Genomic DNA, 12,845 nt, shown 5'->3' on the forward strand with positions numbered 1-12,845 from the left:
ATCAACCGGCGATTATAGAGAGGCCCTCCGCCCAAAGGACGGAAGGCCGCTCGCAAGCCGTCGCGCGAATGCCTCAGCCTTGGCCGTTGGCGCCCTCGCGCGCGGTCCAGCCGCCGCCCAAGGTCTTGTACAGCGTGACCTGGTTCTGCAACTGCAGCAGCCGCGTCGTGATGGCCGACTGCTGCGCGATGTAGAGCGAGCGCTGTGCGTCGAGCAGGTCGAGCGCGCTCGCGATGCCGTTGCGGTAGCGCAGGTCGGAGAGCTTGAATCGCACGGCCTCGGCCTCGGCCTGCGCGCGCTGCGCCCGCACCTGCTCGCCCAGGGTGGCGCGGCCGGCGAGGGCGTCGGCCACTTCGCGGAATGCGGTCTGGACCGACTTCTCGTACTGCGCCACCGCGATCCCGCGTCCGGCCTTGGCGGCGTCGAGCCCCGCGATGTTGCGGCCTGCATCGAAGATCGGCAGCGTGATCGACGGCGCGAACGACCAGGCCTTGGTGCCGCTGTCGAACAGGCCCGAGAACTCGCTGCTCACGGTGCCGATCGAGCTGGTCAGCGCCACGCGCGGGAAGAAGTTCGCACGGGCCGCGCCGATGTTGGCATTGGCCGCGATCAGCTGCTGCTCGGCCGCGCGGATGTCGGGCCGCTCGACCAGCAGGTCGGACGGCAGGCCCGCGGGCACGTCGGGCATGGGCCGGACGCCTTCGAGGCCCGGGGCGCCGCCGGCCGTGGCTTCGGCCGGCACCGGGGCGCCGAGCAGCAGTGCCAGCGCGTTCTCGTCCTGCTGGCGCGTGCGCAGCTGCTGCGCATAGGAGGCGCGCGCGGTCTCGGCGAGCGAGTTCGCGGCCTGGAAGTCGAGCTCGGACGAGACGCCGTTGTCGAAGCGCAGCTTGGTGAGGCGCACCGATTCGTCGCGCGTGGCGAGCGTCTGCCGCGTGAGCTCGAGCAGCGCGTCGTCGGCCATCAGCGTGAGCCAGCCGTTGGCGACCGCCGCGACCAGGCTGATCTGCGTGGCCTTGCGCGACTCCTCGGTGGCCAGGTATTGCGCGAGCGCCTGGTCCTTCAGCGCGCGGATGCGGCCGAAGAAGTCGATTTCCCAGGCCGTGACGCCCAGGTTGACGCTGTACTGCGACGAGACGCTGCCGGCGCTGCTGTCGAACGCCTGGTAGGGGTTCGGGCTCGAGCGCGAACCGCTGCCGCTGACACCGACCGCCGGGAACAGGTCGGCGCGCTGGACCTGGAACTGCGCACGCGCCTGCTCGATGTTGAGCACGGCCACGCGCAGGTCACGGTTGTTCGCCAGCGCGGTGCGGATCAGGCCCGCGAGGCGCGGGTCGGTGAAGAAGTCTTCCCATGCGACGGAGGCCGCGGCCGGGCCGGCCGGCTGTGCCGGGTCGCCCGGAAAGGTGGTCGGCACCGGCGCCGCGGGGCGCTCGTAGGTGGGGATCAGCGAGCAGCCCGCCAGGAGCAGGGCCGCTGCCAGCGCAGTGGGGATCAGTTTCTTATTGGGCGTCATGTTTTTCCTCCGTGATGCCGGCGGCTTCCGCATGGCGCCGGTCGGCTTCGCGCTGGCGCGCGCTGCCCTTGAACAGGCTGCGCACGAGCACGAAGAACACCGGCACGAAGAACACCGCGAGCGCCGTGCCCGTGATCATTCCGCCGATCACCCCGGTGCCGATGGCACGCTGGCTCGCCGAGCCCGCGCCCGAGGCGAGGACCAGCGGCATCACGCCCAGGCCGAAGGCCAGCGAGGTCATGATGATCGGGCGGAAACGCAGGTGCGCCGCGGTCAGCGCGGCCTCGACCACGCCGCGTCCCTGCGCCTGCAGGTCCTTGGCGAACTCGATGATCAGAATCGCGTTCTTCGCCGACAGGCCGATGATGGTGATCAGGCCCACCTGGAAGTACACGTCGTTCGAATAAGCGCGCAGCAGCGTCGCCGCCAGCACCCCGATCACGCCCAGCGGCACCACCAGAATGACCGACAGCGGGATCGACCAGCTCTCGTACAGCGCGGCCAGGCACAGGAACACCGCCAGGATCGCGAAGCCGTAGAGGATCATGGCCTGCGAGCCCGCGAGCTTTTCTTCACGCGACTGGCCGGTCCATTCGAAGCCGAAGCCCTGCGGCAGCTGCGCGGCGAGCTTTTCCATCTCGTCCATCGCGGCACCCGTGCTGAAGCCCGGCGCAGCGTCGCCGCTGATGCGGATCGCGGGGTAGCCGTTGTAGCGCACGGTCTGCGTCGCGCCGGTGACCCACTTGGTGGTCGCGAAGGCCGCCAGCGGCACCGGCTCGCCCTGGGTGTTGGTCGCGTTGAGCCGCAGCAGGTCGTCGGGCTGCATGCGCGCCGGTGCATCGGCCTGCACCACCACGCGCTGCAGGCGGCCGCGGTTCGGGAAGTCGTTGATGTAGCTCGAACCGAGCGCGGTCGACAGCGCGGCGTTGATCGCGTCGAAGCCCACGCCCAGCGCATTCGCCTTGTCGCGGTCGATGTCGATCTCGAGCTGCGGCGCATCCTCGAGGCCGTCGGGCCGCACCTGCGCCAGCACCTTGCTCTGCGCGGCCATGCCGAGCAGCTGGTTGCGCGCATTGATCAGCGCCTCGTGGCCCGCGCCCGAGCGGTCTTGCAGCCGGAAGCTGAAGCCGCTGGCATTGCCAAGCTCGGGAATCGGCGGCGGGCTCAGCGGGTAGATGAACGCGTCGCGGATGCCCGACAGCGCGCCGAAGGCACGGCCGGCCAGCGCACTCGCCGAGTTGGCCGGGTCCTTGCGCTCTTCCCAGTCCTTGAGCGTCACGAAGGCGAGGCCCGCGTTCTGGCCCTGGCCCGAGAAGCTGAAGCCCATCACGCTCACGATGCTCTGCACTTCGGGCTGCTTCATGATGAAGCCCTCGACCTGCTGCATGACCGACAGCGAGCGCTCTTGCGTCGCGCCGGGCGGCAACTGCACGTTCACGATGATGTTGCCCTGGTCTTCCTGCGGCAGGAACGAGCTCGGCAGCGTGGTGTAGAAGTACACCACCGCGCCGATGATCGCGGCGTAGATCACCATGTAGCGCGCAGCGCGGCGCAGGATGCGCGCGACCACGCTCTCGTAGCCCTTCGCGGTGCGCGAGAAGCCGCGGTTGAACCAGCCGAAGAAGCCGCGCTTCTCGTGGTGGTGGCCGGCTTCCACCGGCTTGAGCAGCGTCGCGCACAGCGCCGGCGTGAGCGACAGCGCCATGAAGGCCGAGAAGCCGATCGACGCCACCATCACCGCCGAGAACTGGCGGTAGATGTTGCCGGTCGAGCCCGCGAAGAACGCCAGCGGCACGAACACCGAGATCAGCACCACGGTCACGCCGATGATGGCGCCCGAGATCTGCTGCATCGCCTTGCGCGTGGCCTCCAGCGGTGGCAGGCCTTCCTCGCTCATGATGCGCTCGACGTTCTCGACCACCACGATCGCATCGTCCACCACGATGCCGATCACCAGCACCATGCCGAACATCGTCAGCACGTTGATCGAGAAGCCCAGCGCGAGCAGCGTGGCGAAGGTGCCGAGCAGCGCAATGGGCACCACGATCGTCGGAATGATCGTGTAGCGCCAGTTCTGCAGGAACAGGAACATCACCAGGAACACCAGCACCACGGCTTCGAGCAGCGTCTTGACCACTTCGGTGATCGACAGCTGCACGAAGCGCGAGCTGTCGTAGGGGATGTCCCATTTCACGCCCTGGGGGAAGAAGCGCTCGAGTTCGGTCATCTTCGCGCGCACCGCCTTGGCCGACTTCAGCGCGTTGCCGGTGGGCGTGGGCTGCACGCCGATGCCGACCGCGGGCACGCCGTTCAAGCGGGCCGAGGTGGCGTAGCTCTGGCCGCCGAGTTCGACGCGCGCCACGTCCTTCAGGCGCACGGTGGAGCCGTCGGTGTTGGCGCGCAGCACGATCTCGCGGAACTGCTCGACGCTGGTGAGCTGGCCGTTGACCGTCACCGTGGCGGCGATCGCCTGGCCCGGCACGTTCGGCAGGTCGCCGAGCGTGCCCGACGCCACCTGGGCGTTCTGGGCGCGGATCGCGTTGTTGACGTCGGTTGCCGACAGGTTGAAGCCCTGCAGCTTGGTCGGGTCGACCCAGATGCGCATCGCGTTCTCGGAGCCGAACAACTGCACCTGGCCCACGCCCTCGATACGCTGCAGCTCGGGCGCGATGTTGCGCGCGGCATAGTCGCCGAGCGCCACAGGGTCGAAGTCGGGGTTGTCCGACGACAGCATCGTGAACAGAAGGAAGTTGTCGCGCGACTTGTCGACGCGGACGCCCTGCTGCGTCACCGCTGCCGGCAGGCGGGGCGTGGCGCGCGAGAGCCGGTTCTGCACGTCGACCTGCGCCAGGTCTTCATTGGTGCCGGGCTGGAAGCTGATCGTGATCGCGCCGGTGCCGTCGGCCTGGGCCACCGACTCCATGTAGATCAGCCCGGGCGAGCCGTTCATCTCGCGCTCGATCACCGACAGCACGCTGTCCTCGAGCGTCTGGGCCGAAGCGCCCGGGTAGGCGACGTTGATCACGATGGCGGGCGGCGCCACCGGTGGATATTGCGCGATCGGCAACTGCGTGATGGACACGCCGCCGAGCACCAGGATGAACAGTGCGATCACCCACGCAAAGATGGGGCGATCGATAAAGAATTTGGCCATTGCGGGCGCGCTCCTTGATTACTTCTTCTCGGCCGTGGCAGGGGCCGGGGCCGATGCCGCAGCGGCGGCCGGGGCCGCGCCGTTGAGGTTCGGTTTCTGCCACGGCACCGCCTTCACCGGCGTGCCGGGCGGCATCATCTGCAGGCGCTGGAAGCCATCGACCATCACCTGTTCGCCGGCCTTCAGGCCTTCGAGCACCACCCACTGGTTGTCCTTGGCGGCGCTGATCTTCACCGTGCGCTGGCTCAGCTTGCCGTCGGCACCGACCACCGTCAGCGTGTCGCCCTGCTGCGTGCGCGTGACCGCCTGCTGCGGCACCGTGATCGCATTGCTGGCCTGTGCCTGCTCGAGCTTGACGCGCACGTACAGCCCCGGCAGCAGCTCGCCCTTCGGATTGGGCACTTCGGCGCGCAGCGTCACCTGGCCGGTCGTCGGGTCGACCGAGAGATCGGAGAACAGCAGCTTGCCGGCCTCCGAATACTCGGTGCCGTCCTCGAGCACCAGGCGGATGCTGGCCGCGTCTTCGCCGCTTGCGCGCTTGTACTGCCCCGCGGCCACCGCGCGGCGCAGCTTCAGCACCTCGGAGGCCGACTGCGTGAAGTTGACGTACATCGGGTTGATTTGCTGCACCACGGCCAGCTGGGTGGCTTCGCCCTGGCCGACCAGTGCGCCTTCGGTGACCAGCGCGCGGCCGATGCGGCCCGAGATCGGTGAGGTCACGGTGGCATAGCCCTGGTTGATCCGGGCGCTCTGCAGCGCGGCGCGGCTCGCGGCCACGTCGGCTTCGGCGGTCTTCTGGGCCGCCACCGCATTGACGTATTCCTGCTTGCTTACGGCATTGGCCTCGACCAGCGGCTTGTAGCGGTCGGCCAGCGCCTTGGCCTGAGCCGCATTGGCCTCGGCGCGCGCGAGCGTCGCCTGGGCGTTCTGCGAGGCAGCCACCAGCGGCGCCGGGTCGATGCGGAACAGCACCTGGCCGGCCTTCACGTCACTGCCTTCGCGGAATTCACGCTTGAGCAGGATGCCGGCGGCGCGGGCGCGCACCTGGGCCACGCGCGAGGCCTCCAACCGGCCGGGCAACTCGGTCACCAGGCCCACGTCGGTGGGGGCCGCCACGATCACGCCGACCTCCGGCGCAGGAGGCTTGCCGCCGCCAGCGGCACCTGCGCCGCCGCCCGGGCCCGCCGGTGCGTCGCTCTTGCCGCAGCCTGCGAGCGCCAGCAGAACGACGACAGCCACGGTCGCGAGGCGCGGCGAGGAAAACGATTGACGCGAGACATGCAGGAGGGGCATGCGAATCCTTTGAAGCAAAAACGGGGAGACGGCGTGTTCGCACCGCGAACGCAAAACCAGCGTCGGAGCCGGGCCATCAGGGAAGTCCCTATCTTACATACATTCATGGATGTATAGTGACAGCATTGTCGAAATGGCCCCACGAGAACGAAAGGGCTTGGCTTTACAAATCAGGAGACAGGGTGGCACGTCGTACGAAAGAAGAAGCATTGGCCACGCGGCATCGACTGCTCGATGCCGCGGAGCTGCTGTTTCAGGCGCAGGGCGTCTCGCAGACCTCGCTGCAGCAGATCGCGCAGCAGGCCGGCGCGACGCGCGGCGCCATCTATTGGCACTTCAAGGACAAGGCCGACCTGTTCAACGCGATGATGGAGCGCGTCATCCTGCCGCTGGAGGCGGGACCCGGCGCGGTTGGTCGGGTCGGGGACGGCAGCGACGATCCGCTGGCCGAGATCGAGGAGGGCATGGTGCATGCGCTGACCTTGATGACCACCGATCCGCAGGTGCGCCGCGTCTTCGACGTGGCCACCCACAAGGTCGAATACACGCACGACATGGCCTCGGTGCAGCAGCGCCACCTGGCCGCGCGCAACGCCTGCGTCACCGACTTCGAAAAAGCGCTCCGGCTCGCCGCGCGCCGCGACCAGATCAAGCTTCCGGTGCCCGGCCACGTCGCGGCGCAGGGGCTGCACGCGCTGATGAGCGGACTGATCCAGAACTGGCTGCTCGATCCCACGGCCTTCGACCTGGTGCCCACCGGCCGGCGCACCTTCCGGGTCTACATGGCCGGTTTGGGCTTTGTGCGGAACTCCAATGCGGGAACCGGGAACGAAGTCGAAACGGTGGCCGCCTGATAGGCGATAATCGGTGGCTCCGGTTCTGCCGGAAACCAAATTTCTCGCTGTATTTCAACGGATAGAATTCGGCCCTCCGAAGGCTGAGATCCAGGTTCGATTCCTGGCGGCGGGACCAAATATCGTGAAGCCGGACACTTGCAAGGGTGTCCGGCTTTCTTGTTTGTGGGTGTGGCGCATGGACTCGCCAGGGCCTTTGCGCCGCCCGTTGCAGCGCCCCACCGAGCCTGCCAACATGCCCGCATGAGCTACCAACTTCATTACTGGCCCACGATCCAGGGCCGAGGCGAATTCGTGCGGCTCGCACTCGAAGCGGCCGGTGCAGATTACGTGGACGTGGCCCGGCTCCCCGAACCCAAGGGCGGCGGCGAATCGGCGCTCGCGCAGCGGCTCGACGACCCCGAGATCGTGCGCCCGGCGTTCGCGCCGCCGTTCCTGATCGACGGCGACATCGTGGTCGGGCAGACCGCGGCCATCCTGCTCTACCTGGGGCCGCGGCTCGGGCTCGCGGGTGTCGGCGAATCGGACGGGCTATGGACGCACCAGCTGCAACTCACGGTGGGCGACGTGGTGGCCGAGGCGCACGACACGCACCACCCGATCTCCACCGGCGCCTACTACGAAGACCAGCGCGACGCGGCCGTGCAGCGCGCGCGGGCCTTTCGCGATGAGCGGATCCCCAAGTACCTGAACTGGTTCGAGCGGGTGCTGCAGCGCAATCCCGCGGGGTCGTCGCACCTGGTGGGCGATGTGCTGACCTATGCCGACCTGTCGCTGTTCCAGCTGGTCGACGGCCTGCGCTATGCCTTTCCGAAGGCGGCCGCCAAGGCGCTGGCGGCCACGCCCGCGGTGGTGAAGTTGCACGACAACGTGAAGCGCCGCCAGCGCGTGCGCGAGTACCTGCAGAGCCCGCGCCGCATCGCGTTCAATGAAGACGGCATCTTCAGGCGCTATGCAGAGCTCGACGGCTGAGTTCCGTCGGCTTCGGCTTCCTTGCGCATGCGCAGCGCCGCCTCGTAGAGCGCATTGCGCGGCCCACCGCTGATCTCCGACGCGAGCCGTACCGCGGTCTTGACCGGCAGCTCGGCGAGCAGCAGCCGCAGCACGCGCTCGCCCTCGGCGCTGCCGCCGTCACTGGCGCTCGCCGCCACGGGATGCAGCACCAGCGCGAATTCGCCGCGCGTGCGGTCGCGGTCGGCTGAAAACCAGTCGGCCAGGGCGCTGGCCGCCACGGTCGCGATCTCCTCGAACTGCTTGGTGAGCTCGCGGCCCACGGTGACGGGCCGCGGCCCGAGCACCGCGAGCGCACGCGCCAGCGCCTCGATGCGGTGCGGCGCCTCCAGCAGCAGCACGGCGCGCGGCTCCTGCGCGAGCGCCTGCACGGCGGTGTCGCGCTCGCCGGCCTTGCTCGGCAGGAAACCGGCAAAGACGAAGGCGCTGCTGCTGCCCGCGCCCGCGTCGCCGCCGCTCTCGGCGACCAGCCCGGCTGCACTGATGAGCGTGGTGACGCTGCTGGCACCAGGCAGCGGCAGCACGCGCAGGCCGGCGGCGCGCACCGCGGCCACGAGCCGCGCGCCCGGATCGCTGACGCCCGGGGTGCCGGCATCGCTCACGTAGGCCACGCGCTCGCCCTGGGCCAGCCTCGCGACGAGGGCCTGCGCCGCCTCGGCCTCGTTGTGCTGGTGCAGCGCGACGAGCCGCGCCGAGGGCCGGTCGATGCCGTAGGCGCGCAGCAGGCCCTGGGTGTGGCGCGTGTCCTCGCAGGCGAGCGTGTCCACGAGTTGCAGCACATGCAGCGCGCGCAGCGTGATGTCGGCCAGGTTGCCGATGGGTGTAGCCACGATGTAGAGCGTGCCTTGCGGATAATGCTGCGCACCCGAGGCGTCTTGCGCGGCCGCAAGGGAGGCGCCGAAAGACGCGGGTGCGAGTGAAGCCAATGGGTTTCTCCGAAGACGCTACAAACAAAGAACAAGAGCCGGCAGGGAGCAAGCATGAAGACCCACACGACGACCAAGCGCCGCGGCGACGCGGCCGAAGACGCCGCGCTCGACCATCTGCAGGATGCCGGGCTGGTGCTGGTGACACGCAATTATCGAACGCCCGGGCGCGGCGGCGGCGAGATCGACCTGATCATGCGCGATCCGCGCGACGGCACGCTGGTGTTCGTCGAGGTGCGGCAGCGCAGCGCCGGCACGCACGGCGGCGCCGGCGGCAGCATCACGGGCATCAAGCAGCGGCGCATCGTCTTCGCGGCGCGGCACTACCTGCACGCGCTGCGCACGCTGCCGCCATGCCGCTTCGACGTGGTGCTGGTGGAAGCGCGCATCATCTGGCTGCAGGCCGCCTTCGATGCGGGCTGAATCCGGCCGCCGGGGAACTGAACGCCCGCCTTCGGCTCCATATTGCAAACGTCTTGTTTCAACGCCCACCGGTATCATCGCGCCCCATGCTCGAGCAACGGATTCAGCAACATTTCATCGACAGCGCCGACCTCAAGTACCAGGCCGGCCCGGTTCTCAGTAAATCCATCTCGCAAGCGATGCAGGCGATCCTCGCCTGCGTGACCAGTGGCGGCAAGATCCTGGCCTGCGGCGGGGGCGTGTCGGGCTTGCTGGCAGCCCAGTTCGCGGCTCACTTCGTCGGGCGTTTCGAGCGCGAGCGGCCCGAACTGGCCGCGATCGTGCTGCCGGGCGACAGCAACGATCCCGCGGGCGACAGTGCCAACGCCGGCGACGCCGACCGCTTCGCGCGCCAGGTGCGCGCGCTCGGCCAGGCGGGCGACGTGCTGCTGGCGCTCAGTGCCAGCGGGCAGTCGGCCGCCGTGCTTTCTGCGGTGATGGCCGCGCACGAGCGCGACATGACGGTGGTGGCGCTGCTCGGCAACGCGGGGGTCGGTCAGGCGGCTGCGGCCGGCACGGGCGGCACCGGCGGCGCGATCGGGCGTGCGCTGCGCGAAACCGATGTCCAGATCGGCGTGCCGCACGAGCGTGCGGCACGCATCCACGAAGTCCACCTGCTCGCACTGCATTGCCTGTGCGACGGCGTGGATGCCCAGTTACTCGGAGAACAGGAAGCTTCCACATGACGACCACACCGTTCCAACGCCTTGCCATTGCATTCGCCTCGGGAGCCGTGCTGACGGCCGGGCTCTCGGCCTGCGTGCCGCTCGTGGTCGGGGGGGCCGCGGCGATGGGCGTAGGCATGGTGGCCACGGACCGCCGCAGCTCGGGCGCGCAGCTCGACGACCAGGGCATCGAACTGCGTGCGGCAGCGCGCGTGCGCGAGATCGCCAACGACCAGATGTACGTGAGCGTCACCAGCTTCAACCGCCAGGTGCTGCTGACGGGCGCCGTCGGCAACGAGGCCGACCGCCGCCGCGTCGAAGAGGCGGTGCGGCGCGTGGACAACGTGCGCTCGGTGGTCAACGAGCTCACCATCGGCCAGCCCAGCACCTTCCAGGAACGTTCGAACGACGTGTTCATCAGTGGCAAGGTCAAGGCCTCGCTGCTCGACGCGAAGGACATCTTCGCGAATTCGTTCAAGGTGGTGACCGAGCGCGGCGTGGTCTACCTGATGGGCATCGCGACGCGCCGCGAGACCGACCGTGCCACCGAGATCGCGCGCGGCATTTCGGGCGTGCAGAAGGTGGTGCGCGTGGTCGAGGTCGTGAGCGAGGCCGAGCTGGCCAACGAGGCCCAGCGCGGCGGCACAGGCTCGCCCGCGCCGGCCGGTTCGGCGGCACCGTCGTCGTCTTCGTCGCGCGTGCCGCTGCCGCCGATGGAGCCGCTGGCGCCTGCGCAGCAGCCACAGCCCTCGCAGCCCGGTGGCGTGGTGACCTCGCCGGTGCGCTGAGTTCGCAAGCGCCCGTCAGCAGAAAGAAGAAAGCCCGCTTGTGCGGGCTTTTCTTATTGGATCCGGCCTTTTCTTACTTCAGCCGGGTGATCAGGCTCGAGGTGTCCCAGCGCTTGCCGCCGGCCTGCTGCACGTCGGCATAGAACTGGTCGACCAGCGCGGTCACAGGCAGGCGCGCGCCGTTGCGCTTGGCCTCGTCGAGCACCAGGCCGAGGTCCTTGCGCATCCAGTCGACCGCAAAGCCGTAGTCGAACTTGCCGTCGATCATGGTCTGGCCGCGGTTGTCCATCTGCCAGCTCTGGGCGGCGCCCTTGCCGATGACGTCGAGCACCAGCTTCATGTCCAGGCCCGCACGCTGGCCGAAGGCGATGGCTTCGGAGAGGCCCTGCACCAGGCCCGCGATGGCGATCTGGTTGACCATCTTCGCGAGCTGCCCGGCACCGCTCGCGCCCAGGTGCGTCACGGCGCGCGCGAACGCGGTGATCACCGGCTTTGCGCGTTCGAAAGCGGCCTTGTCGCCGCCGCACATCACCGTGAGCGCGCCGTTCTGCGCGCCGGCCTGGCCGCCGGAGACCGGCGCGTCGACGAACTGCACGCCTAGCGACAGGGCGGCGTTCGAGAGCTCGCGCGCCACGTCGGCCGAGGCGGTGGTGTGATCGACGAACACGGCGCCCTGCTTCATGCCTGCGAAAGCGCCGTTCGGGCCAAGCACCACGGCGCGCAGGTCGTCGTCGTTGCCGACGCAGCTGAACACGATGTCGGCACCAGCCACCGCCTCGCGCGGCGTGGTGGCATGGCGGCCCGGCGCGCCGAATTCGGCCACCCAGGCCTCGGCCTTGGCAGGCGTGCGGTTGTACACCGTGACGGTGTGGCCGGCCTTCGCGAGGTGGCCGGCCATTGGCCCGCCCATGACGCCGAGGCCGAGAAAGGCCACGGTCTGCGCGGGGGTGGATTCGTAGGTTCGGGTGTTGATGCTGCTCATGGGCGAGAGCTTAAGCCCAATGCAGCGGCTGCGTCACGTGGGCGCGGCGTCTAAACAATCGCGAAGTGCTCCGTGCCGGCCGACAGGTCGGTGCTGCGCGCGCGCTGGCTGTTGAGCTTGATCTGCAGGCGCAGGTCGTTGGCCGAGTCGGCGTTGCGAATCGCGTCCTCGAAGCTGATCGAGTGGCTCTCGAACAGGTCGAACAGCGCCTGGTCGAAGGTCTGCATGCCGAGGTTGCGGCTCTTCTTCATGATCTCCTTGATCTCGCCCACTTCGCCCTTGAAGATCAGGTCGGAGATCAGCGGCGTGTTCAGCAGCACCTCGACGGCCGCCACGCGGCCCTGGCCATCTTCGGTGGGCACGAGGCGCTGTGAGACCAGCGACCGAAGGTTCAGCGACAGGTCCATCAGAAGCTGCGCGCGGCGCTCCTCGGGGAAGAAGTTGATGATCCGGTCCAGCGCCTGGTTGGCGCTGTTGGCGTGCAGCGTGGCCATGCAGAGGTGGCCGGTTTCGGCGAAGGCCACCGCATGCTCCATGGTCTCGCGGTCGCGGATCTCGCCCATCAGGATCACGTCGGGTGCCTGGCGCAGCGTGTTCTTGAGCGCGGCCTCCCAGCTGTCGGTGTCGATGCCCACCTCGCGCTGCGTCACCACGCAGTTCTTGTGCGGATGCACGAATTCGACCGGGTCTTCCACCGTCACGATGTGGCCGTACGAATTCTCGTTGCGCCAGTCGATCATGGCGGCCAGCGTGGTCGACTTGCCCGAGCCCGTGGCACCCACCAGGATGGTGAGGCCGCGCTTGGTCATCGACACTTCCTTGAGCACCTGCGGCATGCCGAGGCCGTCGATGGTCGGCAGCTTGGCCGGGATGGTCCGCAGCACCATGCCGACCTTGCCCTGCTGCACGAACGCGTTCACGCGGAAGCGGCCGATGCCGGTCGGCGAGATCGCGAAGTTGCATTCCTTGGTGCGCTCGAACTCCGCCGTCTGGCGGTCGTTCATGATGGATCGCGTGAGCGCCAGCGTGTGCTGCGCGCCCAGCGCCTGCTGCGACACCTTGGTGACCTTGCCGTCGACCTTGATGGCAGGCGGGAAGTCGGCCGTGATGAACAGGTCGCTGCCGTTGCGGCTCACCATGAGCTTGAGCAGGTCGTTGATGAACTGGCTGGCTTGATCGCGTTCCATGATGAGGGCG

11 protein-coding genes and 1 tRNA gene are annotated in these 12,845 nt (G+C 68.7%); 6 read left to right on the forward strand and 6 right to left on the reverse strand.

From position 1 onward, the window contains the following. Positions 1 to 73: 73 nt before the first annotated feature. The 3 genes from AC3A6G_RS16005 to AC3A6G_RS16015 are packed head-to-tail and all read right to left on the reverse strand — an operon-like array spanning position 74 to position 5,960. Entirely contained in the window at positions 74 to 1,513 is a 1,440-nt protein-coding gene (locus tag AC3A6G_RS16005) for an efflux transporter outer membrane subunit (RefSeq protein ID WP_487874029.1), read from the reverse strand. Continuing rightward, positions 1,500 to 4,667, reverse strand: a complete 3,168-nt coding sequence (locus AC3A6G_RS16010) for an efflux RND transporter permease subunit (protein WP_487874030.1) — start codon at positions 4,665 to 4,667, stop codon at positions 1,500 to 1,502. Before AC3A6G_RS16010 ends, AC3A6G_RS16005 begins: the two co-directional genes overlap by 14 nt. An 18-nt stretch (positions 4,668 to 4,685) precedes the next feature. Beyond that, positions 4,686 to 5,960, reverse strand: coding sequence for an efflux RND transporter periplasmic adaptor subunit (locus AC3A6G_RS16015; protein ID WP_487862507.1), 1,275 nt, complete (start codon positions 5,958 to 5,960; stop codon positions 4,686 to 4,688). 182 nt (positions 5,961 to 6,142) lie between these two features. Here AC3A6G_RS16015 and AC3A6G_RS16020 point away from each other — a divergent pair, with 182 nt between their 5' ends. The 3 genes from AC3A6G_RS16020 (at position 6,143) to AC3A6G_RS16030 (ending at position 7,786) form a co-directional block, all read left to right on the forward strand. Continuing rightward, the gene (locus AC3A6G_RS16020; RefSeq protein ID WP_487862508.1) at positions 6,143 to 6,814 is read left to right on the forward strand and encodes a TetR family transcriptional regulator; all 672 of its coding nucleotides are present in this window, start codon (positions 6,143 to 6,145) and stop codon (positions 6,812 to 6,814) included. Positions 6,815 to 6,857: 43 nt separating this feature from the next. Continuing rightward, positions 6,858 to 6,932, forward strand: a tRNA-Arg gene (locus AC3A6G_RS16025). A gap of 125 nt (positions 6,933 to 7,057) precedes the next feature. Continuing rightward, entirely contained in the window at positions 7,058 to 7,786 is a 729-nt protein-coding gene (locus tag AC3A6G_RS16030) for a glutathione S-transferase (RefSeq protein ID WP_487874031.1), read from the forward strand. Here AC3A6G_RS16030 and rsmI read toward each other — a convergent pair. After that, positions 7,765 to 8,751, reverse strand: a complete 987-nt coding sequence (gene rsmI, locus AC3A6G_RS16035; protein WP_487865985.1) for a 16S rRNA (cytidine(1402)-2'-O)-methyltransferase — start codon at positions 8,749 to 8,751, stop codon at positions 7,765 to 7,767. The genes AC3A6G_RS16030 and rsmI overlap by 22 nt on opposite strands. A 54-nt stretch (positions 8,752 to 8,805) precedes the next feature. Here rsmI and AC3A6G_RS16040 point away from each other — a divergent pair, with 54 nt between their 5' ends. The 3 genes from AC3A6G_RS16040 (at position 8,806) to AC3A6G_RS16050 (ending at position 10,666) form a co-directional block, all read left to right on the forward strand. Next, complete coding sequence (locus AC3A6G_RS16040; RefSeq protein ID WP_487874032.1) at positions 8,806 to 9,174, forward strand: YraN family protein; 369 nt, start codon at positions 8,806 to 8,808, stop codon at positions 9,172 to 9,174. An 86-nt stretch (positions 9,175 to 9,260) separates the two neighbouring features. Further along, positions 9,261 to 9,899, forward strand: a complete 639-nt coding sequence (locus AC3A6G_RS16045) for an SIS domain-containing protein (protein ID WP_487865987.1) — start codon at positions 9,261 to 9,263, stop codon at positions 9,897 to 9,899. Further along, the gene (locus tag AC3A6G_RS16050; protein WP_487874033.1) at positions 9,896 to 10,666 is read left to right on the forward strand and encodes a BON domain-containing protein; all 771 of its coding nucleotides are present in this window, start codon (positions 9,896 to 9,898) and stop codon (positions 10,664 to 10,666) included. Before AC3A6G_RS16045 ends, AC3A6G_RS16050 begins: the two co-directional genes overlap by 4 nt. A gap of 73 nt (positions 10,667 to 10,739) precedes the next feature. Here AC3A6G_RS16050 and AC3A6G_RS16055 read toward each other — a convergent pair whose 3' ends face one another. Next, positions 10,740 to 11,648, reverse strand: coding sequence for an NAD(P)-dependent oxidoreductase (locus AC3A6G_RS16055; protein ID WP_487865563.1), 909 nt, complete (start codon positions 11,646 to 11,648; stop codon positions 10,740 to 10,742). Positions 11,649 to 11,698: 50 nt separating this feature from the next. Beyond that, positions 11,699 to 12,835 carry a PilT/PilU family type 4a pilus ATPase gene (locus tag AC3A6G_RS16060; RefSeq protein WP_487862515.1) on the reverse strand — a complete coding sequence of 379 codons (1,137 nt, stop codon included), beginning with the start codon at positions 12,833 to 12,835 and terminating at the stop codon, positions 11,699 to 11,701. Positions 12,836 to 12,845: the final 10 nt, after the last annotated feature.

Source organism: Variovorax sp. Soil_C_26, from assembly GCF_057657075.1.

What these genes read in the sequence shown, in the direction of transcription:
- AC3A6G_RS16005 (WP_487874029.1), bottom strand. Translation starts at nt 1,513, where the DNA reads ATGACGCCCAATAAGAAACTGATCCCCACTGCGCTGGCAGCGGCCCTG.
- AC3A6G_RS16010 (WP_487874030.1), bottom strand. Translation starts at nt 4,667, where the DNA reads ATGGCCAAATTCTTTATCGATCGCCCCATCTTTGCGTGGGTGATCGCA.
- AC3A6G_RS16015 (WP_487862507.1), bottom strand. Translation starts at nt 5,960, where the DNA reads ATGCCCCTCCTGCATGTCTCGCGTCAATCGTTTTCCTCGCCGCGCCTC.
- AC3A6G_RS16030 (WP_487874031.1), top strand. Translation starts at nt 7,058, where the DNA reads ATGAGCTACCAACTTCATTACTGGCCCACGATCCAGGGCCGAGGCGAA.
- AC3A6G_RS16040 (WP_487874032.1), top strand. Translation starts at nt 8,806, where the DNA reads ATGAAGACCCACACGACGACCAAGCGCCGCGGCGACGCGGCCGAAGAC.
- AC3A6G_RS16045 (WP_487865987.1), top strand. Translation starts at nt 9,261, where the DNA reads ATGCTCGAGCAACGGATTCAGCAACATTTCATCGACAGCGCCGACCTC.
- AC3A6G_RS16050 (WP_487874033.1), top strand. Translation starts at nt 9,896, where the DNA reads ATGACGACCACACCGTTCCAACGCCTTGCCATTGCATTCGCCTCGGGA.
- AC3A6G_RS16055 (WP_487865563.1), bottom strand. Translation starts at nt 11,648, where the DNA reads ATGAGCAGCATCAACACCCGAACCTACGAATCCACCCCCGCGCAGACC.
- AC3A6G_RS16060 (WP_487862515.1), bottom strand. Translation starts at nt 12,835, where the DNA reads ATGGAACGCGATCAAGCCAGCCAGTTCATCAACGACCTGCTCAAGCTC.